At 64.8% G+C, this 20965-nt stretch carries 23 protein-coding genes; 22 read left to right on the top strand and 1 reads right to left on the bottom strand.

Features of this window, described 5'->3' with window-relative positions:
• The first annotated feature begins 2 nt into the window (after nucleotides 1-2).
• From ACUXH0_RS14285 to aceA, 22 genes are all read left to right on the top strand, one after another.
• Nucleotides 3-1022, top strand: coding sequence for a sulfate ABC transporter substrate-binding protein (locus ACUXH0_RS14285; RefSeq protein ID WP_004626544.1), 1020 nt, complete (start codon nucleotides 3-5; stop codon nucleotides 1020-1022).
• 37 nt (nucleotides 1023-1059) lie between these two features.
• Nucleotides 1060-1683, top strand: a complete 624-nt coding sequence (ssuE, locus tag ACUXH0_RS14280; RefSeq protein ID WP_004626546.1) for an NADPH-dependent FMN reductase — start codon at nucleotides 1060-1062, stop codon at nucleotides 1681-1683.
• Nucleotides 1684-1800: 117 nt separating this feature from the next.
• The gene (locus ACUXH0_RS14275; protein WP_012435414.1) at nucleotides 1801-2793 is read left to right on the top strand and encodes a sulfonate ABC transporter substrate-binding protein; all 993 of its coding nucleotides are present in this window, start codon (nucleotides 1801-1803) and stop codon (nucleotides 2791-2793) included.
• Nucleotides 2794-2798: 5 nt separating this feature from the next.
• Nucleotides 2799-3830 carry a sulfonate ABC transporter substrate-binding protein gene (locus ACUXH0_RS14270; protein WP_182594172.1) on the top strand — a complete coding sequence of 344 codons (1032 nt, stop codon included), beginning with the start codon at nucleotides 2799-2801 and terminating at the stop codon, nucleotides 3828-3830.
• A gap of 43 nt (nucleotides 3831-3873) precedes the next feature.
• The gene (gene ssuD, locus ACUXH0_RS14265) at nucleotides 3874-5037 is read left to right on the top strand and encodes an FMNH2-dependent alkanesulfonate monooxygenase (RefSeq protein WP_012435416.1); all 1164 of its coding nucleotides are present in this window, start codon (nucleotides 3874-3876) and stop codon (nucleotides 5035-5037) included.
• Between the two features lie 18 nt (nucleotides 5038-5055).
• A complete protein-coding gene (gene ssuC / locus ACUXH0_RS14260) occupies nucleotides 5056-5868 on the top strand; it encodes an aliphatic sulfonate ABC transporter permease SsuC (protein WP_012435417.1) in 813 nt (270 codons plus the stop codon).
• 19 nt (nucleotides 5869-5887) lie between these two features.
• Nucleotides 5888-6727: an ATP-binding cassette domain-containing protein gene (locus ACUXH0_RS14255; RefSeq protein ID WP_004626557.1), complete on the top strand. Its 840-nt coding sequence runs from the start codon at nucleotides 5888-5890 to the stop codon at nucleotides 6725-6727.
• Between the two features lie 70 nt (nucleotides 6728-6797).
• Nucleotides 6798-7013, top strand: a complete 216-nt coding sequence (locus ACUXH0_RS14250; protein WP_004626558.1) for a TOBE domain-containing protein — start codon at nucleotides 6798-6800, stop codon at nucleotides 7011-7013.
• A gap of 40 nt (nucleotides 7014-7053) precedes the next feature.
• Entirely contained in the window at nucleotides 7054-7938 is an 885-nt protein-coding gene (locus ACUXH0_RS14245) for an EAL domain-containing protein (RefSeq protein ID WP_004626559.1), read from the top strand.
• A gap of 10 nt (nucleotides 7939-7948) precedes the next feature.
• On the top strand, nucleotides 7949-8623 hold the full coding sequence (locus tag ACUXH0_RS14240; RefSeq protein ID WP_004626560.1) for an RBBP9/YdeN family alpha/beta hydrolase: 675 nt from the start codon (nucleotides 7949-7951) through the stop codon (nucleotides 8621-8623).
• Between the two features lie 117 nt (nucleotides 8624-8740).
• Nucleotides 8741-9655: a sulfate ABC transporter permease subunit CysT gene (gene cysT / locus ACUXH0_RS14235; RefSeq protein ID WP_182594122.1), complete on the top strand. Its 915-nt coding sequence runs from the start codon at nucleotides 8741-8743 to the stop codon at nucleotides 9653-9655.
• A gap of 1 nt (nucleotide 9656) precedes the next feature.
• Nucleotides 9657-10637 carry a sulfate ABC transporter permease subunit CysW gene (gene cysW / locus ACUXH0_RS14230; RefSeq protein WP_182594123.1) on the top strand — a complete coding sequence of 327 codons (981 nt, stop codon included), beginning with the start codon at nucleotides 9657-9659 and terminating at the stop codon, nucleotides 10635-10637.
• Entirely contained in the window at nucleotides 10634-11743 is a 1110-nt protein-coding gene (locus tag ACUXH0_RS14225) for a sulfate/molybdate ABC transporter ATP-binding protein (RefSeq protein WP_012435419.1), read from the top strand. Before cysW ends, ACUXH0_RS14225 begins: the two co-directional genes overlap by 4 nt.
• Before the next feature lie 40 nt (nucleotides 11744-11783).
• Complete coding sequence (locus ACUXH0_RS14220; RefSeq protein WP_004626564.1) at nucleotides 11784-12743, top strand: CysB family HTH-type transcriptional regulator; 960 nt, start codon at nucleotides 11784-11786, stop codon at nucleotides 12741-12743.
• 128 nt (nucleotides 12744-12871) lie between these two features.
• Nucleotides 12872-13183, top strand: a complete 312-nt coding sequence (locus tag ACUXH0_RS14215) for a 2TM domain-containing protein (RefSeq protein ID WP_004626565.1) — start codon at nucleotides 12872-12874, stop codon at nucleotides 13181-13183.
• Nucleotides 13183-14451: a sensor histidine kinase gene (locus tag ACUXH0_RS14210; protein ID WP_182594124.1), complete on the top strand. Its 1269-nt coding sequence runs from the start codon at nucleotides 13183-13185 to the stop codon at nucleotides 14449-14451. Before ACUXH0_RS14215 ends, ACUXH0_RS14210 begins: the two co-directional genes overlap by 1 nt.
• Before the next feature lie 3 nt (nucleotides 14452-14454).
• On the top strand, nucleotides 14455-15288 hold the full coding sequence (locus ACUXH0_RS14205; RefSeq protein ID WP_012435421.1) for a LytR/AlgR family response regulator transcription factor: 834 nt from the start codon (nucleotides 14455-14457) through the stop codon (nucleotides 15286-15288).
• A 68-nt stretch (nucleotides 15289-15356) separates the two neighbouring features.
• Nucleotides 15357-17084, top strand: coding sequence for a thiamine pyrophosphate-binding protein (locus ACUXH0_RS14200; protein ID WP_012435422.1), 1728 nt, complete (start codon nucleotides 15357-15359; stop codon nucleotides 17082-17084).
• Between the two features lie 46 nt (nucleotides 17085-17130).
• Nucleotides 17131-17628 carry a ribonuclease E activity regulator RraA gene (gene rraA, locus ACUXH0_RS14195; protein WP_004626570.1) on the top strand — a complete coding sequence of 166 codons (498 nt, stop codon included), beginning with the start codon at nucleotides 17131-17133 and terminating at the stop codon, nucleotides 17626-17628.
• Nucleotides 17625-18047 (top strand): gamma-glutamylcyclotransferase family protein, encoded by a 423-nt coding sequence (locus ACUXH0_RS14190; protein WP_012435423.1) that lies wholly within the window; start codon nucleotides 17625-17627, stop codon nucleotides 18045-18047. Before rraA ends, ACUXH0_RS14190 begins: the two co-directional genes overlap by 4 nt.
• A 344-nt stretch (nucleotides 18048-18391) precedes the next feature.
• The gene (locus ACUXH0_RS14185; protein WP_024541673.1) at nucleotides 18392-18655 is read left to right on the top strand and encodes a hypothetical protein; all 264 of its coding nucleotides are present in this window, start codon (nucleotides 18392-18394) and stop codon (nucleotides 18653-18655) included.
• A 396-nt stretch (nucleotides 18656-19051) separates the two neighbouring features.
• Nucleotides 19052-20356 carry an isocitrate lyase gene (gene aceA / locus ACUXH0_RS14180; protein ID WP_004626576.1) on the top strand — a complete coding sequence of 435 codons (1305 nt, stop codon included), beginning with the start codon at nucleotides 19052-19054 and terminating at the stop codon, nucleotides 20354-20356.
• A 168-nt stretch (nucleotides 20357-20524) separates the two neighbouring features.
• Here the strand turns inward: aceA and ACUXH0_RS14175 are convergent, their stop codons facing one another.
• Nucleotides 20525-20959, bottom strand: coding sequence for a universal stress protein (locus tag ACUXH0_RS14175; protein WP_004626578.1), 435 nt, complete (start codon nucleotides 20957-20959; stop codon nucleotides 20525-20527).
• Nucleotides 20960-20965 lie beyond the last annotated feature (6 nt).

The raw sequence follows: 20965 nt of genomic DNA, 5'->3' as shown, positions 1-20965 counted from the left end.
AGATGATTCGCAAGTTTGTTTTCAACACGCTTGTACGTGCTACAGCGGCTGCCATCGTGGCGGGGGGAACCGTGGGTGCGCATGCGGCGACGACACTGCTGAATGTGTCGTACGACCCGACGCGCGAGTTGTATAAGGAAATCAACACCGAATTCGCCAAGAAGTGGAAGGCCGAAACGGGTGAGGACATCACCCTGCGCGCTTCGCATGGCGGTTCGGGCAAGCAGGCGCGCTCCGTGATCGACGGGCTGGATGCCGATGTGGTGACGCTGGCGCTCGGCTATGACATCGACGCGATCGCCGAGAAAGGCCTGACCGGCAAGGACTGGCAGAAGCGCCTGCCGCACAACGCCTCGCCGTACACGTCGACCATCGTCTTCCTGGTGCGCAAGGGCAACCCGAAGGGCATCAAGGACTGGAATGACCTGGTCAAGCCGGGCATCGCCGTCATCACGCCCAACCCGAAGACCTCCGGTGGTGCACGCTGGAATTACCTGGCCGCCTGGGCCTATGCGCTGAAGCAGCCGGGCGGTTCGGATGCCACCGCCAAGGACTTTGTGCAGAAGCTCTACAAGAACGTGCCGGTGCTCGATTCGGGCGCGCGCGGTGCGACCACCACCTTTACCGAGCGTGGTATCGGCGATGTGCTGATCGCGTGGGAAGACGAGGCGCTGCTGGCGGCGCGCGTGGAAGGCAAGGACAAGTTTGACGTGGTGGTGCCGTCGATTTCCATCCTGGCCGAGCCGCCGGTGGCGGTGGTCGACAAGGTGGCCGACAAGAAGGGCACGCGCAAGGCCGCGGAGGCGTATCTCAAGTTCCTCTACACGCCGCAAGGGCAGGAGATCGGTGCGAAGAACTTCTATCGCCCGACCGATCCGGCCGTGGCCAAGAAGCACGAGAGCGAATTCCCGAAGGTGAAGCTCGTGACCATCGACGACACGTTCGGCGGCTGGCAGAAGGCGCAGAAGACGCACTTTGCCGACGGCGGGCAGTTTGACCAGCTCTATCAACCGGGCAAGTAAGCCCCACACGACGTAACGACATCGGGTGATCCGCATCATGCAAATCCTGACGATTTCCGGCAGCCCTTCGGCGCAATCGCGATCTGCGCGCCTGCTGGGCCACGTGCGTGCGCAGCTCGAACGCGCCGGCGAGCAGGCGGACCACCTGGACCTGCGCAGCCTTCCAGCCGACGCGCTGCTCGGCGCGCAGGTGTCCGACCCCGCCATCGCCGATGCGGTGGCGCGGGTGGAAGCGGCGGGCGTGGTGATTCTTGCCACGCCGGTCTACAAGGCGGCCTACAGCGGGCTGCTCAAGACGTTTCTCGATCTGCTGCCGCAGAGCGGGCTGCGCGACAAGGTCGTGCTGCCGATTGCCACTGGCGGCAGCCTGGCCCATACGCTGGCGATCGATTACGCGCTGCGCCCCGTGCTGACGGCGCTGGCGGCGCGCTCGATCCTGCCCGGCATCTTTGCAGTCGACTCGCAGATCGTCGTGGCGGATGACGGCGTGACCGTTGACCCATCGCTGCAGCAGCGCCTGGATGACGGCGTGGAGCGCGTGCATCAGGCACTGGCGCTGGCACGGCATCCGGCCGTGGCGCAGGTCATCGTTTCGAGCCGCAGCGCGGTGCGTGCCACGTTCCAGGCCGCCGACGAAGAACGAATGCGATGTCTGGCGTGATGCGCTGAACGCGCCGCCGTATACACACGCTCTCTGGATTTTTCCGTTGTTGTCACGCCGCGCGGCTGCCGCGCGCGAATCGTGTCGCCCATACACCCCGCATCGATCGAACTTGCCATGAAAACCCACTCGCCCCTGCGCAGGACTTTGACCATTGCCGCCACGTTGCTTGCAACGCTTGGCGTGCCCGCCGCATTTGCCAATAGCGATGCGCCGCCCCCGACCGCAGCCAAACAACTGCGCATCGGCTATCAGAAATACGGCACGCTGACGGTGCTCAAGGCACGCGGCACGTTGGAAAAGCGCCTTGCCGCTCAGGGCATCGAAGTGAAGTGGACCGAGTTTCCGGCAGGCCCGCAGTTGCTGGAAGGCCTGAACGTGGGCGCCATCGATTTCGGCACCACGGGTGAAGCACCGACAATCTTCGCGCTGGCTGCCGGGGCGCACCTCGTCTATGTCGGCAACCAGCCGCCCGCGCCGGCCGGCGAGGCGATCATCGTGCCGAAGACGTCGCCGCTCAAGAGCGTGGCCGATCTCAAGGGCAAGCGCGTTGCCTTCAACAAGGGCTCGAACGTGCATTACCTGCTGGTGAAGCTGCTGGAAAAGGCCAATGTGCCCTACAGCGATATCCAGCCCGTATACCTGACCCCCGCCGATGCGCGTGCCGCCTTCGAGCGCGGCGCCATCGACGCCTGGGTGATCTGGGATCCGTTCTTTGCCGCGGCCGAACAGCAGCTGGGCGCGCGCGTGCTGGCCGATGGCACGGGCGTGGTCAACAACTCGCAGTACTTCCTGGCATCGAAGGGCTATGCAGGCGCGCGGCCCGATGTGCTGAACATCGTGCTCGATGAGCTGAAGAAGACCGACACCTGGGCCGCTGCCAACCCGAAGGATGTGACAAACATTCTTGGCCCGCAGCTCGGCCTGGAGCCGGCCGTGGTGGCGCGTTCGGTGTCGCGCATTGCCTATGGCATCCAGCCCGTCGGGCCCGAGGCCCTGGCTGACCAGCAGCGCATTGCCGATACGTTCCACACGCTCAAGCTGATCCCGCGCCCCGTCAAGGTGGCCGACTCTGCGTGGCAGCCGACGACGCAGCAAGCCGCGCGCTGATCGCCATGATCGTCAACATCCAACGCCGCCGCCTGTTGAGCGCCACCGTGGCGGGCGCATCGCTGGCCACGCTCGGGCCGGTCGCACACGCCGCTAATGCCGCAACCGCCACCCCCGCGGCTGCCGGTCTGCCCAAGGTGACGCCGCCGGCGCAGCTGCGCATTGGTTTCCAGAAGAGCGCAGTCAACCTCGTCATCGTCAAAGAGAACCGGGCGCTGGAGCAGCGCTTTCCGGGCACCAAGATCAGCTGGCTGGAGTTTCCGGCCGGGCCGCAGCAGCTCGAAGCGTTGTCCGCGGGCAGTCTCGACCTCGCCATCACGGGAGATACGCCGCCGGTGTTCGCGCAGGCTGCCGGCAAGGACCTGCGCTACGTGGGCGTGGAGCCGCCCAAGCCGGACAGCTCCGCCATCCTCGTGCAGCAGGATTCGACGCTCAAGACGCTGGCCGACCTGAAGGGCAAGCGCGTGGCGCTGCAGAAGGGTTCGAGCGCGCATTTCCTGATCGTGCGGGGCCTGCAGAAGGGCGGGCTGAGCTTTGCCGACATCCAGCCCGTGTACCTGACGCCGGCTGATGCGCGCGCCGCCTTCGAGCGCGGCGCCATCGACGCCTGGGTGATCTGGGATCCGTACTACGCCGCCACCGAACTCGCGATCAAGCCGCGCGTGCTGGCCACCGGGCGCACGCTGTCGTCCAACAACTCGTTCTATTTCGCGCCGACGGCCTTTACGGAAAAGCACGGCGACACCATCGCCGCCATCTTTGCGGAGCTCTCGCGCGCCGACCGCCTCGTGCAGGAGAACCGAAAGGAAGCCGCGCAGCGCATTGCGGACTTCTCCGGGCTGTCGCTGGCGACGGTGCATCTGTTCCTGTCGCGCCGGCCGCCTTCGCCCGTGCGGCCGGTCACGCCGGAAGCGGTTGCCGAGCAGCAGCGCGTGGCCGATGCGTTTCACGGGTTGGGGCTGATTCCGCGCCCGGTCAAGCCGATCGAACTGGTCTGGCACCCGACCCCGGCGCAACTGGCCATTGCCCGCGCTTGAGTTGTTGCGTTGATCTGAGAACAACACAGTCCAAGGAGCTGTCATGCAAGTTTTCTGGTTCATCCCGACGCACGGCGACAGCCGCTATCTCGGCACCGCCGAGGGCGCACGCCAAGTCGATCACACCTATCTGCAGCAGGTGGCCGTGGCCGCCGATACGCTCGGCTACGAGGGCGTGCTGATTCCCACCGGCCGCTCGTGCGAAGACCCGTGGGTCGTGGCCGCGAGCCTGATTCCGGTCACGAAGCGCCTGCGTTTCCTGGTGGCGGTGCGCCCCGGGTTGATGGCGCCCACGCTGGCTGCCCGCATGGCCGCCACGTACGACCGTCTGTCGAATGGCCGCTTGCTGGTGAACCTTGTCACGGGTGGCGATCCTGCAGAGCTGGCCGGCGATGGCCTGTTCCTGGATCACGCGCAACGCTACGAGGCCTCGGAAGAGTTCATCCGCATCTGGCGTGAAACGCTGGCGGCAAGCCACGAAGGTGCAGCGCTGGACTACACCGGCAAGCACCTCAGCGTGAAGGGCGCGAAGGTACTGTATCCGCCCGTGCAGCGGCCGCATCCGCCCGTGTATTTCGGTGGGTCGTCGGAAGCGGCGCACGAGCTGGCTGCGGAACAGGTCGACTCGTATCTCACCTGGGGCGAACCGCCTGCCGCCGTGGCCGAAAAGATTGCCGACGTGCGTGCGCGCGCTGCCAAGCATGGCCGCACCGTGCGCTTCGGTATCCGCCTGCACGTGATCGTGCGCGAGACGGAAGACGAAGCCTGGGCGGCCGCCGACAAGCTCATCAGCAAGCTCGACGACGACACCGTGGCCCGTGCGCAAGAGGCTTTCCGCAAGATGGATTCGGCCGGCCAGCAACGCATGGCCGCGCTGCATGCCAACGGCGTCAAGCGCACGCGCGCCGATCTGGAGATCAGCCCGAACCTGTGGGCCGGCGTGGGTCTGGTGCGCGGTGGTGCCGGCACGGCGCTCGTGGGCGATCCGCAAACCGTGGCCGCGCGCATGAAGGAATACGCCGATCTGGGGATCGATACGTTCGTGCTGTCCGGCTATCCGCATCTGGAAGAGGCCTATCGGTTTGCCGAACTGGTGTTCCCGCTGCTGCCGCGCTCGGTGCGCGACAAGCTGCCGGGCAACGTGCTGAACGGCCCGTTTGGCGAAGTGATCGCCACCGGTATCGTGCCGCGCGTGGCGGCAAGCTGAGCCGAAAGGAGCAGGGCAATGGCATCCCAATCCAAACCGAAACCGAAGGCAAACACCTTCCTGCGTACCGCCCGGCAACGATTGGCGCCGTGGATCGTGCCGCTTGTGCTGCTGGTGCTGTGGCAGGCCTCTGCCCAATGGGGCTGGCTGTCGAACCGCATCCTGCCGGCACCTCTGGACGTGGCGAAATCCGCCGTTGCGCTGGCGCGCTCTGGCGAGCTGTGGACCCACGTGGCCGTGAGCACCTGGCGCGCGCTGCTGGGCTTTGTAATCGGCGGCTCGCTGGGTCTGGCGCTGGGGCTGCTGACCGGCACCTTCCGCACAGCCGAGACGCTGCTCGACACCACGCTGCAGATGGTCCGCAACATCCCGGTGCTGGCGTTGATTCCGCTGGTGATCCTGTGGTTCGGCATCGATGAATCGGCCAAGCTGTTCCTGGTATCGCTGGGCGTGTTCTTCCCGATTTATCTGAACACGTATCACGGCATCCGCTCTGTCGACCCTGCCCTGGTGGAGATGGCCCGCAGCTACGGCCTGTCGCGTGCGCAGTTGTATCGGGAGGTGATCCTGCCCGGTGCGCTGCCGCAGATCCTGGTGGGCGTGCGTTTCTCGCTCGGCCTGATGTGGGTGACGCTGATCGTGGCGGAGACGGTGTCTGCGCAGGCCGGCATCGGCTACATGACGATGAATGCGCGCGAGTTCCTGCAGACCGATGTGGTGCTGCTGGGCATCCTGCTGTATGCGCTGCTCGGCAAGCTGGCGGATTGGTTGTCGCGCGGGCTGGAACGTTACTGGCTGCGCTGGCACCCTGGGTATCAAGCGGCGGCCTGAGGCTGAATTGGAGAGACGCATGCAAAGCAATGCCACTGAACACGCCGCGCTGGCCGGCACCGCCCTGCACATCGAACACGTCGTCAAACGCTACGGCGATCGTGAAGTGCTGCATGGCATCGATCTGGACATCACGCCGGGCGAGTTTGTCGTCATCGTTGGCCGCAGCGGCTGCGGCAAGAGCACGCTACTGCGATTGATTGCCGGGCTGGAAGGCATTGACGACGGCCACCTGCGTCGCGACGGTGAAGCAGAAGACGGCCTGCACGACGATGCCCGCGTGATGTTCCAGGACGCCCGTCTGTTGCCGTGGAAGAAAGTGCTCGACAACGTCGCGCTGGGCTTGCCGAAAACGCAGCGTGCGCAAGCCGCTGAAGTGCTTGCGCAAGTCGGACTGGCCGAGCGGGCAGGGGAATGGCCGGCACGCCTGTCAGGCGGACAGCGCCAGCGCGTGGCATTGGCGCGTGCGCTGGTGCATCGACCGCGCTTGCTGCTGCTGGATGAGCCGCTGGGCGCGCTTGATGCGCTCACCCGCATCGACATGCAGAACCTCATCGAAGGCCTGTGGCAGCGCCTGGGCTTTACGGCAGTGCTCGTCACGCACGACGTGGCCGAAGCGGTGGCGCTGGCCGACCGCGTGGTGCTGATCGAAGACGGCCGCATCACACTCGATGAACGCATTGATCTGCCGCGTCCGCGCCATCGTGGTTCGCCCGCGTTTGCGCGGCTGGAGGAATCCATCCTCAACCGTGTGATGCAGCGCAAGATCGATCCGAATGAAGTGACCGATGTGCGTTCGCACACGGCGTGGGCATCACCCTTTGACGTGTCCGCCACATCCGTGCGCTGGGCCGTGTAAGGCGCTGCAAACCTTTCTCCTGAAAACATTCATTGGCACGTAGTGCCGTTGTCATCTAAGAAGGATCATCATGAGCATCCAAGCGATTAACGTACGCAACCAGTTTCGCGGGCAGATCAAGGAGATCATCCGGGGCGACGTGCTCTCGGAGATCGACGTGGAGACGCCGGCCGGCATCGTCACCTCGGTCATCACCACGCGCTCGGTCGACAGCCTTGGCCTGAAGATCGGCAGCGAAGTGGTTGCGCTGGTGAAGGCGACTGAAGTATCGATCGCCAAACTGTAAGGATGGGGAGGAGACGGCGACCCAACAAGGAGCCTCACCCATGAGCCTGATGCACACCACAGCACTCGCACAATTTCTCGGCACGCTGCCGAGCGCCCCGACGCCGGACCGCCAGTTGTGGCGCGACGCCGCCGGCCGCGTGCAGGGCCAGTTCTTCCACTGCGCGCTGACCAGCCTGTTTGAACCGGTCTGGCAACTGGCTGCCGATGGCGCGCTGGCGCCCGCCGGCCACGAAGCGCTGATGCGCACGTGGACGCGCGACGGCGATCTGGGCCTGAACCCGTGGAAGGTGTTTTCGCTGGCGTCGGATGACGGCACGCTGGTCGAACTGGACCGCCTGTGCCGGCTGGTGCATACGCTCAACTATTTTTCCCGCACCGATGCGCGGCGGCTGGTCGTCAATGTGCACGGCCGGTTGCTGGCGGCGGTGGCGGCCGATCATGGCAAGGCATTCCACCGTGCGGTGACGGCGCTTGGGCTGCATCCCGAGCAGTTCGTCATCCAGGTGCCGTCCACGGCCAATGACGATCTGGGGCTGCTGCTGTTCGTGGTGGACAACTATCGGCGCAACGGTTTTGCCGTGGCGGTGCAGGCATCGGACCCGGCGGAAGCCGGCGCGCTGCTCGTGCATGCCCGGCCCGCCTATCTGAAGCTCGATGCACGGCGCGACTGGCGTACACGAAACGTGGTGTCGCTGGCCGATTCCGCACGGGAGTTGGGCGTGACGCTGGCTTTGCGGCGGTGCGAACGCCCGAGCGACCTGGAGCTGGCCCGCGCTGCCGGTATCGCCTATGTGCAGGGCAGCATCCTGCCCGGCGCGGAGCCCGAGCCGGACGCTGTGCCCACGCCACTGGTGGTACCGATGGCGCAGGCGCCGCTGGTGCAACAGCAGCAGTGCGCCGCCGGCCTTTCTCTGACGCAATGAGCACGACCCCATGGCACGCAGCGCACCCGCAACCGCATCGGACGCACCCGCCTGGCAGTGGCCGGCAGACGCCGTCATCCTGACCGTTCCCGGCTTGCATGGCAGCGGCCCTGGCCACTGGCAGACGCGCTGGGAGCAGCGCTTTCCGGCGTGGCGGCGCGTGGTGCAGACGGATTGGTCAACGCCGGACCTGCCACGCTGGTCTGCCCGTGTGGGCGAAGCGGTGCATGCGGCGGTTGCCGAGCGTGCGCCAACCCGCAGCAGGCGCCCTGTGATTCTGGTGGCGCATAGCTTCGGCTGCCTGGCGTCGCTGCACTGGGCGGCTCAGACCAAGGAGGCCGTGGCTGCGGTGCTGCTCGTCGCGCCGGCCGATCCGGACAAATTCGGTGTGCGGGATCTGCTCCCGGCGCGCGCCTTGCCGTTCCCGGCCACGCTGGTCGCCAGTCGCAACGACCCCTGGATGCCGCAAGGCAACGCCATCGACTGGAGCGCGCGCTGGGGCGCCGAATTCATTGACGCAGGCGAGGCGGGCCATATCAACGCCGATTCCAACCTCGGCGAATGGGAAGCCGGCCTGGTCTTGCTCGACCGCCTGATCGGCCGCGCAAGTGCGCAAGACACCACGCGCGATGGCGCCGACTGGCAGGCGCAGTGGGATGTCTTACCGAGCACCCCTTATATCTAAAACGATGATGCACATGCGCAAATATTCGTTTTCGTCATAAGAACAGTCCGCCACAATTGGTTCATCTGCATATCGGCCGCAGTGTTTTGCTCTGCGGCCATTTTTATCGGTGCGCTGATGAGCCTGCCTTCCGCGTTTTTTTCGTCCAAGCGGCGTAAGCCCGCCAACGTGCTGCCCGGCTTCGGGCTGGCGCTGGGCTTTTCGCTTCTGTACCTCGCGCTGATCGTCCTGATCCCGCTGTCGGCAACCGTCCTCAAGACGTTCACCATGACGTGGGATGCGTTCTGGACCACCGTCACCGCGCCGCGCGTGGTGGCGTCGTACAAGCTGACCTTTGGCGCCTCGCTGATCGCTGCGGTGATCAACCTCGTGTTCGGGCTGATCGTGGCGTGGGTGCTGGTGCGCTATCGCTTTCCGGGCAAGCGGTTGATCGACGCGCTGGTGGATCTGCCTTTTGCGCTGCCGACGGCCGTGGCTGGTATCGCGCTCACCGCGTTGTATGCGCCGAATGGCTGGATCGGCTCGCGGCTGGAACCGCTGGGGCTGAAGGTCGCTTTCACACCGCTGGGCATCGTGGTGGCGCTCACGTTCATCGGCTTGCCGTTTGTCGTGCGCACGGTGCAGCCGGTGCTGGAAGATCTGGAGACCGAACTGGAAGAGGCGGCTGCCAGCCTGGGTGCCACGCGCTGGCAGACCTTCATTCGCGTGATCCTGCCGACCTTGCTGCCTGCATTGCTGACCGGTTTCGCGCTGGCGTTTGCGCGTGCCACGGGCGAGTACGGCTCGGTCATCTTCATCGCCGGCAACATGCCGATGGTCTCCGAGATCACGCCGCTGATGATCTATTCCAAGCTGGAGCAGTTCGACTATGCGGGCGCCACGGCGATTGCCGTCGTCATGCTCGGCATCTCGTTCACGCTGTTGCTGGTGATCAACCTGCTGCAGGCCTGGACGCGCCGCCGCGGCAATCGCAACGACACCATCGAACGCGCCCCTGAACCCTTGACCGCCAACGCGGCAGCTGGAGCCTGACATGGCCGGTACTGTTTCCCGTCAACTTGGTCAGTCGCCCGCTGTTGGCCGCCGTGGGGCCACCGCAGAATCCGCTTGGGTGCGCGCCACGCTGATCCTCATATCGTTCGTGTTCCTGGCGCTGTTCCTGTTCGTGCCGCTGGCGAGCGTGTTCTACGAGGCGTTCAAGAAGGGCGTCGACGTCTACCTTGAAGCACTGATCGAGCCCGATGCGCTGTCCGCGATTTACCTGACACTGACGGTCGCGGCGATTGCGGTGCCGCTGAACGTGGTGTTTGGCGTAGCCGCGGCGTGGGCGATCGCCAAGTTCGAGTTTCGCGGCAAGAACCTGCTGCTCACGCTGATCGACTTGCCGTTCTCGGTATCGCCCGTCATTGCCGGCCTGATCTACGTGCTGCTGTTCGGCGCGCAGGGCTGGTTCGGGCCTTACCTGTCCGACCACGACTTCAAGGTCATCTTTGCTGTGCCGGGCATCGTGCTGGCCACGGTGTTCGTCACGTTTCCGTTTGTGGCCCGCGAGCTGATTCCGCTCATGCAGGCGCAGGGCAGCGAAGAGGAAGAGGCCGCCATCGTGCTCGGCGCCTCGGGCTGGCAGACGTTCTTTCGCGTGACGCTGCCGAACATCAAGTGGGGCCTGCTGTACGGCGTGATTCTCTGCAACGCGCGGGCGATGGGCGAGTTTGGCGCGGTGTCGGTGGTGTCTGGCCACATTCGCGGGCTGACCAACACGATGCCGCTGCACGTCGAGATTCTCTACAACGAATACAACTTTGCGGCCGCGTTTGCCGTGGCGTCGTTGCTGACGTTGCTGGCGCTTGTGACGCTGGCACTGAAGACGCTGGTCGAATGGCGCAGCCGCCGCGAGCTGGCAGACGCAGATGCCGGCGTGGGCGAGGGGCCGGGCCAGCGCGTTACGCAACAAACACCGATTTCGAATTCGCACGTCGCCGTGCAATCTCCGCTCGAAGGGAGCGCAGCATGAGCATCCAGGTTCAACACATCACCAAGCGCTTTGGCAACTTCGTTGCCCTCGACGATGTTTCGCTCGACTTCAAGCAGGGCGAGCTGACTGCGCTGCTCGGCCCGTCGGGCTGCGGCAAGACCACGCTGCTGCGCATCATTGCGGGGCTGGAGCATGCGGATTCGGGCAGCATTCATCTGAACGGCGAAGACGCATCGGACCAGCATGTGCGCGAGCGCCAGGTCGGCTTCGTGTTCCAGCATTACGCGCTGTTCAAGCACATGACGGTGTTCGAGAACGTGGCCTTCGGCCTGCGTGTGAAACCGCGCGCGCAGCGGCCGAGTGAAGCGCAGATCCGCGCGAAGGTGAAGGAGCTGCTGGAACTCGTGCAGCTGGATTGGCTGGCCGATCGTTACCCGCCGCAACTGTCGGGCGGACAGCGCCAGCGGATTGCCCTGGCGCGTGCGCTGGCGGTGGAACCTCGCGTGCTGCTGCTCGACGAGCCTTTCGGCGCGCTCGATGCGAAAGTCCGCAAGGAACTGCGCCGGTGGCTGCGCCGCCTGCACGACGATCTGCATGTCACGAGCTTGTTCGTCACGCACGACCAGGAGGAAGCGCTGGAAGTGGCCGACAACGTGGTGCTGATGAACCGTGGCCAGGTGGAGCAGGTGGGCAGCCCCGGCGCCGTCTACAACACCCCGGCCACGCCGTTCGTCTACGGCTTCCTCGGCAACGTCAATCTGTTCCACGGCCGCCTGGAAGAAGGCGAGAGCGGCAGCGTGCTGCACGTGGGCGATTCGGCCATCGCCGTGCCGTCAGGCGGGGTGGATTCGTCCCGCGCCGATCAGGCGGTGGCTTTCGTGCGCCCGCACGAGATCGACCTGGAGCGCTATGCGCCGGGCGCCGAGGGCATTCCCGTGACGCTGCGCCGTGCGCTCACGCTGGGCGCCATCGCGCAGCTTGAGCTGGAGCGCGAAGATACCGACGACATCATCGAAGTCTCCCTGCCCATCGAGCGCTTCCGCGCCGAGGGCTTCCGTGAAGGCGAAACGCTGGTGGTGCGCCCGCGCGCAATCCGGGTATTCGCGCAAGGCAATGCACGGCCCGTCGCGCAAGCCGCCGTGTAACACGACGCTCCGACGACAACCAATACGAGAGGACACGAGCATGAACTTCCAACAACTGCGTTCCATCCGTGAGGCGGTGCGCCGCCAGTTCAACCTGACTGAAGTCGCCAACGCGCTGTACACGTCGCAGCCCGGCGTGTCGCGCCAGATTCGCGAGCTGGAGGATGAACTGGGCGTGGAGATTTTCGAGCGCTATGGCAAGCGCCTGACGGGCCTGACCGAGCCGGGCCGCGAGATCGTCCGCATTGTCGAGCGGTTGTTGCTGGAAGCGGAAAACCTGCGCCAGGCCGGCGAGGAATTCTCGGGCCGACAATCCGGCCGCCTGACCGTGGCGACGACGCACACGCAAGCGCGCTATGCGCTGCCCAAGGTGGTGCAGTCGTTCCGCAAGGAGTATCCGCACGTCACGCTGGCGCTGCAGGAAGCGTCGCCTTCGCACATCGTCGAGCTGTTGCTGACAGGGCAGGCCGATATCGGCATCGCCACCGAGGCGGTGGCCAACGAGCCGGGGCTGACGTCGTTCGAGGCGTACCGCTGGCGCCACGTGCTGGTGGTCAGCCCGGACCATCCGCTGACCAAGAACCCGCTTCCCACGCTCGAAGACGTGGCGCAGTATCCGCTCATCACGTACGACGCGGGCTTCACGGGCCGACGCAACATCGACGCGGCATTTGGCAGCGCCGGCCTGCATCCCGAGATCGTGCTGACCGCCATGGACGCCGACGTGATCAAGACCTATGTGGCGCTGGACGTGGGCGTGGGCATCATCGCGTCGATGGCGTATGACGGGCGCAAGGACGACAACCTTGTCTGCATCGGCGCGGACCATCTGTTCGAGCCGAATACCACGCGTGTGGCGGTGCGCCGTGGCGCGTACCTGCGTGGCTATGCGCATGATTTCATCGGGATGTTCGCGCCGCATCTGTCGCGCGAAACGGTTGCCGAGGCGGTGGCTTCCACGGTGGTGACGCAATCCGCGCGGGAGGCGCTGGCGGCGTAATCGTCCCGCGCTCGGAGCCGGCTGCGCGCCGTTCATCCGTCCAATCGCACCATTCGTCGCATACGCATGGCGCCTGCCCAGGCGCCATTCCTATACTGCGGACATCCTCGGCTCCACAAGAGACCGCCATGTCCGCCGTGCCCTACACCCAAACTTCCGCAACCGTCGAGTCTGACGACGCTCTGCTGCGCCGCGCGCGCCACCGCGCGGGCGCGCGCCTGGGGTTCCGCATTCACCTGATGTCATTCATGGCTGTGAGCGCCGGGCTGGCGGCGATTGCGCTGTCGCGCGGCCAGCTCTGGTTTGTCTGGCCACTGTTGGGTTGGGGGTTGGGCCTGGCCGCGCACGGCCTCAGCCTGGCCTGGAGCCGGGGCAACGGCTACCAGCGCATGGTCGACCAGGAACTCGCCCGTTTGCGCGAGCAGGCCGCCCGCCGGTGATGCGGGAAACCCCAAGCTTCAACGCCGGAGAACCGTCCGGTAAGATCGCCAGCATGTTCGCCAATGTGTCGTTCCCTTCGCTTGCAGACTGCATGCGCCTGGCCCGGCGCTGGGTGATCCGCTATACCGTCATCATCGTCATCAATACGGTGATTGCGGCGGTGCTGGCGTTCGGCATCCGGCCGGAAGAGACCTTCTGGAAAGACTTCATCTTCAGCCAGGCAATTGGGCTGTCGATGTTTTCGTTGATCGGCATCCCGCGTCACGTGCTCTGGGGCGACGGCCCGCCCAACAAGAAAATGTTTCCGTGGATCATCGTGGGCGCAGTGCTGATCGGCGTGCCGCTGGGGCAGTGGATCGCGCGGACGATCCTGTGCCTGAACAACCCTAACGCGGAACCCTGGCGAGCCGACAGCCTGCGCATGAGTTTCATCATCGCCATGCTGGCCGCGCTGGGCGCAACGTATTACTACTGGTCGCGCGGCAAGCTGGCCGCATTGCAGCGCCAGGCTGCGCTCGATGCGCTGGAGCGGGAAGAAGCCGAGAAGCAGGTCGTACGTGCGCAACTGATGGCGCTGCAGGCGCAGATCGAGCCGCACTTCCTGTTCAACTCGCTGGCCCACGTCGATGTGCTGATCGCCCGGGACCCGGCTGCGGCGCGGCGTCTGCTGCAGCATTTGATCGGCTTTCTGCGCAGCTCGCTCTCGCACGCACGCGCCGAGCAGTGCACGCTCGCGCAGGAATTTGCCCTGCTGCGCGCGTATCTCGACATCCAGGCGCTGCGCTTCGGCAATCGCCTGCGTTTCTCCTTGGCGCTGGACGACGCCATCGCCAACATCGTCATCCCGCCGATGCTGATTCAGCCGCTGGTGGAAAACGCCGTGGTGCACGGTATCGAGCCCGCACGCGAGGGCGGCGAGATCGCCTTGTCTGCGCGCCTGGCGGCCAGCAGCGAGGGCGAGCGGCTCGTGCTGGAAGTGCGCGATACGGGTGTCGGTTTCGGCAATGACGGCGCCAAGGGATCGGGGCTGGGGCTCACGCACGTGCGTGAACGCCTGTCGCGCTTGTTTGATGGCGATGCACGCCTGACGATCACGGAGACCGTTCCGCACGGCGTGACGATCATCGTCGAACTGCCGCTGGCGCACGAAACGGCGCCCGTACCGTCTCAAGCCGACGCGCCGGAATGGCGCTGCCGCTTTTCGCGCTCCGCGGCCAACGCCACTGCCACCGATGCACTGTCTTCGCGCGTATCCGCCGGAACCTGATCGATGCCTGCTTCCCCACGCTTGCTGATTGCCGACGACGAACCGGCACTGGCTGAGAACCTCGTCGCTGAACTGGCGGCGCTATGGCCCGAGGCCACGTTGCTGCCGGCCGTGCACGATGGGCAATCCGCGCTCGACGTGGTTGACGACGCGGCCGACGGGCAGGCGCCCGATGTGGTCTTTCTCGACATCCGCATGCCGGGGTTGTCGGGCATTGACGTGGCGCGCGAGCTGTCGGATCGGGAAGACCGTCCGCTGGTGGTGTTCGTGACCGCGTATGACCAGTTCGCGCTCGATGCCTTCGAGCAGGCCGCGGTCGACTACGTGCTCAAGCCCGTGCAGACCGAGCGCCTGGCCGAGACCATCAAGCGGCTGAAGGACCGGCTCGGCACGCGCCCGAACGGCAACGCCAGCGCCGCTGCCACGGACCCCGCGCAGACGCTGGCGGAACTCGTCGAGCGTCTTGCCGGCCTGCAGGGCGCTGCGCAAACGCGTGCCACGCCGCAGGGCGGCTATCTGCGCTTTATCAAGGCGCTGGTCGGGCAGGAGGTGCGCTTCATCCCCGTGGATGACGTGATCTATCTGGAAGCGACCGACAAGTACGTCAACGTGGTTTCGGCCAGCGGAGAATCCCTCATCCGCACCAGCCTGCGTGACCTGCTGACCCAGCTCGACCCCGAGCACTTCTGGCAGGTGCATCGCGGTACGGTGGTCAACGTGGCGCATGTGTCGAGCGCGGTGCATCTGTCGCTGGGCCGCCTGGGGCTGAAAATCCGCGGGCGCACCGAGACGCTGCCCGTCGCGCGGCAATACGCACATTTGTTCCGCCAGATGTAGTCGCCACGGCGGCGCGTTCCGCTATGATCCATCGTGTCGTCAACGGATCGAGAGCGCGAGCACCCGCCATGGAGACACCAGCCGCACGCCCCGCCAGCCTTGTCGTTGAGCCCCGCCACGGCGGCCAGATTCTTGTTGATGCACTGCTGGCCCATGGCGTCGACATGGCCTTCGGCGTGCCCGGCGAGAGCTACCTGTCTGTGCTCGAAGGCTTTTATCAGCGCCGCGACCGCGCACGCTTCATCGTCTGCCGGCAAGAGGGCGGTGCGGCCAACATGGCGGATGCGTACGGCAAGCTCACCGGCCGCCCCGGCATCGTCTTCTGCACGCGCGGGCCGGGCGCCACCAACGCCAGCATTGGCGTACACACTGCGTTTCAGGACTCCACGCCGCTGATCCTGTTCATCGGCCAGGTCGGCCGCGATTTCGTCGACCGGGAAGCGTTTCAGGAAATCGACTACCGCCGCATGTTCGGCCAGATGGCCAAGTGGGTCGCGCAGATCGATAGCGTCGAACGCATCCCCGAATACATCGCACGCGCCTTCCAGACTGCCACCGCCGGCCGCCCCGGCCCGGTTGTGCTGGCGCTGCCCGAAGACATGCTGACCGACGTCGCCACCGTGGCTGATGTGCCGCCCGAGGTGGCAACGAAAGCCCGCGCGATGGCGTGGCCCAGCCCGCATGATCTTGCCCGGCTGAAGACGCTGCTGCAGGACGCCGAGCGCCCGATGCTGCTGCTGGGCGGTTCCGGCTGGACGCCGCAAGCCGCCGCCCGCATGCAGGCCTTTGCCGAGCGCTGGAATCTGCCCGCAGGCTGCGTGTTCCGTCGGCAAGACCTGTTCGACAACCGCCACCCCAATTACGCCGGTGATGTCGGTATCGCCATCAACCCGAAGCTCGCGGCGCGCGTGAAAGACGCCGACGTCGTGCTTGCCATCGGCACACGCCTGGGCGAGATGACGACCTCGGGCTACACGCTCTTCGATGTGCCGCGCCCGAAGCAGACGCTCGTCCACGTGCACGCCGGTGCGGAAGAGTTGGGACGCGTCTACCAGGCTGATCTGATGATCCACGCGTCGATGCCCGCGATTGCCGAAGCGCTGGATGGCGTGTCGCCTGATGCGCCGCCGCGTTGGTCCGCCTGGACAGAAGCCGCCAATGCCGATTACCGCGCCAACATCGTGCCACCGCCGTTTGGCGGCAAGGGCATCGACATGGCCCGCGCCATGCAATGGCTGCGCGAGCGCCTGCCTCGCCACAGCATCTTGACCAACGGCGCAGGCAACTACGCCACGTGGCTGCATCGCTTCTATCAATACGGTGCGCTGGCGGCAGGCTCGCGAACGCAACTCGCCCCCACGAGCGGGGCGATGGGCTATGGCGCCCCCGCTGCGGTGGCCGCCAAGATCGTCAGCCCCGACACGCCCGTCATCTGCATGGCCGGTGACGGTTGCTTCCTGATGAACGGCCAGGAACTGGCGACCGCCATGCAGTACAACGCGCCGGTGATCTTCATCGTGGTCAACAACGGCATGTACGGCACCATCCGCATGCACCAGGAACGCGAGTACCCCGAGCACGTGAGCGGTACCGAGCTGCGCAACCCGGACTTCGCCGCATTGGCCAGAGCCTACGGCGCCGAAGGGCATACGGTGCGCTCGCTTGAAGGCTTCCAGTCTGCGGTGGAGACGGCACTTGCCGCGCTTGTGGCGAGCATCATCGAAGTGCAGACCGATCCGAACATCATCAGCCCACGCGCGACGATCGATTCGTTGCATGCACAGTCACGCAGTTGATTCCGCTTTCATTTCTTGTTTTCGCCAACGCCCATCCACCATTGCCATGACGATGATTCCCGTAACTGACTTGTGCGACATGCACGAAGACAAGCTGGTGTATGGAAGCCTGCGCGTGCTCACGCCGGTGTTCCGCAGCTTCGGCAAGCGCGCCGCGTTTGCCGGCCCGGCTTCCACGCTCAAGGTGTTTGAAGACAACGGCCTGGTACGCGCCGCGCTGGAAGAACAGGGCGCCGGCCGCGTGCTGGTGATCGACGGGGGTGGCTCGCTGCGCTGTGCGCTGGTGGGCGGCAACCTCGGCAAGCTGGCCGAAGAGAACGGTTGGGAAGGGATTCTGCTCAACGGCTGCGTGCGCGATACGCGCGAGCTGGCCGAATGCAACGTCGGCATTCACGCCCTGGCCGTGCATCCGCGCAAGAGCATCAAGAAAAACGCCGGGCAGCGCGAAGTCGGCGTGCAGATGCCGGGCGCTTACATCCAGTCTGGCGAGTGGATCTATGCCGATGAAGACGGCGTGCTGGTTTCGCAGGACATGCTCGAATGACCCGCGCCAATGCCATCCACGTATTCGTCTACGGCACGCTGCGGGCCGGTGAGGCGAATGATTTGCGCGTTGCCGCGGCCAAGCGTGGCATTCCCGAACCGGAGCTGCTCGGTACCGCCACGTTGCACGGCCGTCTGTACGACTTTGGTGCGTACCCCGGCCTCGTGCTGGACCCGACCGGCACCGCCGTACGTGGCGATGTATATCGCATCGATGCGGCGCTCGTTCCCGTGCTGGACGAGATCGAAGAGGTCTACCCCGGCGGCGATGCGCTGTTCCTGCGGGAGAACCACGCCGTCGTCATGCTGGGCAGCGAACCGGTCGACTGCATTGTCTATCCGGTCAGCCCGCAGCACATTGCGGGGCGCCCCGTCATCACGGGCGGAGATTGGGTGGCGCATCGACTGTCTCGAGGCTGATTCCGATTTTGAGGGGGAGGGGCGCGCGATATAATTCGCGCGCTGTTCATTCGAGCAGCCGGGTTTAGCAGCCCACCAGATGTGCCATCTAGACGGACAATGTCCGGTGCTTGCGCACGCCTATGCTTCATGGCGGGCCGGGCGGTGAGACCTTCGGGTCTGCCGGTTTCTAGATGGCCGGTCTGCTAACGCCGTCGTCAGGCCCGCCACCCTCGTTTAGCAGCGAGCGGCTGGCCTCTTCATCTAGGAGACGTCATGTCTATCGCATCAAGCGGGCATCGCCCCGCGTCTTATCCTTCCCCACCGTCTTGCATCCCCTGGCATCCGTTTTACGGAGGTGCACGTTGAACGCGCTACGGCACTACCAATCGGGCGCCCTCGCAGCCAAGGATTTTCTTTGCCGTACGCACGTTGATGCGCGTGCCGGCCGGCCCTTTGTGGCTATGCGGCTACGCTCGAAAATCGACGGCATCACGCATGCCCTGCCGCGCGAGTTTCGGGCCGGTTTCATCGATGCGATCTATGTGTTCTTAGCGGCGGCCCTGCAAGGCAAGGCGCCCGATCTTCTGCAGTGGGACGTTTTGGCGGACGTAGAGCGGGCGTCCTGATTCCCCACACTTATCCTTCACCATCCCGAACGCCGCACCTGCGGCGTTTTTTGTGGCACCGCGATGTGATGGAGAGATATCCACGATTTTTCATAATGCGGAAAGGGGTTTTGGTCCGCAAAAATTCGCACCGCGCGGCACCATCCCTGCCTTTCATGATAGAAAAAATCTTTCCGTATCATGAAATATGGTTCATAAGTATTTGAAAAATAAAGAATAAAAAGTTTTGCCTGTACACATGTTCTCCTTGTTGCGCTGCACCCGCCCTTTCTACACTCTTATATAAGACATATGACTTGAGCCAACCAGCAGCGCCCCAAGAAGGCGCCAGCGGCTCAAGGCGCAGAGTGAGATACCGGTTTTTATTTGATGGATGCGATCAAACAGGAGAGTGCGATGTCACGCGAACTCGAAGTGCAAAAGCTGCAGAAGGAATGGGATACCAACCCGCGTTGGAAGGGCATCAAGCGTGGTTACACCGCTGAAGATGTCGTGCGCCTGCGTGGTTCGCTGCAGATCGAACATACGCTGGCCAAGCGTGGTGCCGAAAAGCTGTGGAACCTGATCAACAACGAACCCTTCGTCAACGCCCTGGGCGCACTGACGGGCAACCAGGCCATGCAGCAGGTCAAGGCCGGATTGAAGGCGATCTATCTGTCGGGCTGGCAGGTTGCGGGCGATGCCAACAGCAACGGCGAGATGTATCCGGACCAGTCGCTGTACTCGGTGGACTCGGTGCCCAAGGTCGTGAAGAAGATCAACAACACCTTCCAGCGCGCTGACCAAATCCAATGGTCGGAAGGCAAGGACGACATCGACTTCTTCGCCCCGATCGTGGCGGACGCAGAAGCCGGTTTCGGCGGCGTGCTGAACGCGTTCGAACTGATGAAGGCCATGATCGAGGCTGGAGCCGCGGGCGTGCACTTTGAAGACCAGTTGGCCGCCGTGAAGAAGTGCGGCCACATGGGCGGCAAGGTTCTGGTGCCGACCCGTGAAGCCGTGAGCAAGCTCGTCGCCGCGCGTCTGGCTGCCGACGTGATGGGCGTGCCGACCGTGCTGATCGCCCGCACCGACGCAGAGGCGGCGGACCTGTTGACTACCGATGTGGACGAGAACGACAAGCCGTTCTGCACCGGCGAGCGCACCGTCGAAGGCTTCTACCGCACCAAGCCCGGTCTGCAGCAGGCCATCTCGCGCGGTCTGGCCTACGCAGAAGTGGCTGACCTCGTGTGGTGCGAAACCGGCAAGCCGGATCTGGAATACGCCAAGAAGTTTGCGGAAGCCATTCACGCCAAGTTCCCGGGCAAGATGCTGGCCTACAACTGCTCGCCGTCGTTCAACTGGAAGAAGAACCTGGACGACGTCACGATCGCCCGATTCCAGAAGGAGCTTGGCGCAATGGGCTACAAGTTCCAGTTCATCACGCTGGCCGGTTTCCACGCCCTGAACTACTCGATGTTCAACCTGGCCTACGGCTATGCCCGCAACCAGATGAGCGCTTTCGTGGAGCTGCAAGAGGCCGAATTCAAGGCGGCGGAAAAGGGCTTCACCGCGGTGAAGCACCAGCGCGAAGTCGGCACGGGCTACTTCGATGCCGTGACGCAGACCATCGAACGCGAGGCGTCGACCACGGCGCTCAAGGGCTCGACGGAAGACGAACAATTCTTCGAAGAAACGGCGCAAGCCAAGAAGGTTGCCTGAGGCTGCCGACGCATCCGGCACCTAGGTATCCGGGCCGGCCGTGCTGACCACACGCCGGCCTCTCGAACCGCGCTTCCTCAACGGCGCGGTTTTTTTTTCGTTTTGGCTGATAAAAAAAGAGAAGCCGCCCGGGGCGGGGCGGCTTGCGTAGCGTGAGCGCCGCGGGCTTCAGCGATAGACGATCACCGGAATCTCGGTATGCGTGAGCACCTTCTGCGTTTCGCTGCCGAGCAGCAGCCCGGCCAACCCGCGCCGGCCGTGCGAGGCCATGAAGATGACGTCGCAGCCATGGCGTTCGGCCGCGTCGATGATGCCCATGTACGGGACGGCGAAGCAGCTCATGTCGGTGTCGCAGCGAATACCAGCGCTGACGGCGGCGTCCTCCACGTCCTTGAGGACCACGCGGGCCTGCGCTTCGACCCGCTCCTTGAACGCCTGCGGTGTCTCCACAACGATCTCGGAGAACGGCGTGTACGGGTATTCCTCAAGGCAGGTGTAGGCCGTCAGGCGCGCGCCCAGCGTCTTGGCAAAGTCGAGCGCGCCCGCCACCGCCTTGCGCGACAGCTCGGAACCATCGGTGGGGATGAGGATGTGCTGGAACATGCGGCC

It is taken from the genome of Ralstonia sp. 110700041-2, assembly GCF_056280165.1.
This window is presented reverse-complemented; position numbering and strand designations above follow the sequence as displayed.

Coding starts and splice junctions, on each gene's coding strand:
- ACUXH0_RS14285 (WP_004626544.1), top strand. CDS start 3: ATGATTCGCAAGTTTGTTTTCAACACGCTTGTACGTGCTACAGCGGCT.
- ssuE (WP_004626546.1), top strand. CDS start 1,060: ATGCAAATCCTGACGATTTCCGGCAGCCCTTCGGCGCAATCGCGATCT.
- ACUXH0_RS14275 (WP_012435414.1), top strand. CDS start 1,801: ATGAAAACCCACTCGCCCCTGCGCAGGACTTTGACCATTGCCGCCACG.
- ACUXH0_RS14270 (WP_182594172.1), top strand. CDS start 2,799: ATGATCGTCAACATCCAACGCCGCCGCCTGTTGAGCGCCACCGTGGCG.
- ssuD (WP_012435416.1), top strand. CDS start 3,874: ATGCAAGTTTTCTGGTTCATCCCGACGCACGGCGACAGCCGCTATCTC.
- ssuC (WP_012435417.1), top strand. CDS start 5,056: ATGGCATCCCAATCCAAACCGAAACCGAAGGCAAACACCTTCCTGCGT.
- ACUXH0_RS14255 (WP_004626557.1), top strand. CDS start 5,888: ATGCAAAGCAATGCCACTGAACACGCCGCGCTGGCCGGCACCGCCCTG.
- ACUXH0_RS14250 (WP_004626558.1), top strand. CDS start 6,798: ATGAGCATCCAAGCGATTAACGTACGCAACCAGTTTCGCGGGCAGATC.
- ACUXH0_RS14245 (WP_004626559.1), top strand. CDS start 7,054: ATGAGCCTGATGCACACCACAGCACTCGCACAATTTCTCGGCACGCTG.
- ACUXH0_RS14240 (WP_004626560.1), top strand. CDS start 7,949: ATGGCACGCAGCGCACCCGCAACCGCATCGGACGCACCCGCCTGGCAG.
- cysT (WP_182594122.1), top strand. CDS start 8,741: ATGAGCCTGCCTTCCGCGTTTTTTTCGTCCAAGCGGCGTAAGCCCGCC.
- cysW (WP_182594123.1), top strand. CDS start 9,657: ATGGCCGGTACTGTTTCCCGTCAACTTGGTCAGTCGCCCGCTGTTGGC.
- ACUXH0_RS14225 (WP_012435419.1), top strand. CDS start 10,634: ATGAGCATCCAGGTTCAACACATCACCAAGCGCTTTGGCAACTTCGTT.
- ACUXH0_RS14220 (WP_004626564.1), top strand. CDS start 11,784: ATGAACTTCCAACAACTGCGTTCCATCCGTGAGGCGGTGCGCCGCCAG.
- ACUXH0_RS14215 (WP_004626565.1), top strand. CDS start 12,872: ATGTCCGCCGTGCCCTACACCCAAACTTCCGCAACCGTCGAGTCTGAC.
- ACUXH0_RS14210 (WP_182594124.1), top strand. CDS start 13,183: ATGCGGGAAACCCCAAGCTTCAACGCCGGAGAACCGTCCGGTAAGATC.
- ACUXH0_RS14205 (WP_012435421.1), top strand. CDS start 14,455: ATGCCTGCTTCCCCACGCTTGCTGATTGCCGACGACGAACCGGCACTG.
- ACUXH0_RS14200 (WP_012435422.1), top strand. CDS start 15,357: ATGGAGACACCAGCCGCACGCCCCGCCAGCCTTGTCGTTGAGCCCCGC.
- rraA (WP_004626570.1), top strand. CDS start 17,131: ATGACGATGATTCCCGTAACTGACTTGTGCGACATGCACGAAGACAAG.
- ACUXH0_RS14190 (WP_012435423.1), top strand. CDS start 17,625: ATGACCCGCGCCAATGCCATCCACGTATTCGTCTACGGCACGCTGCGG.
- aceA (WP_004626576.1), top strand. CDS start 19,052: ATGTCACGCGAACTCGAAGTGCAAAAGCTGCAGAAGGAATGGGATACC.
- ACUXH0_RS14175 (WP_004626578.1), bottom strand. CDS start 20,959: ATGTTCCAGCACATCCTCATCCCCACCGATGGTTCCGAGCTGTCGCGC.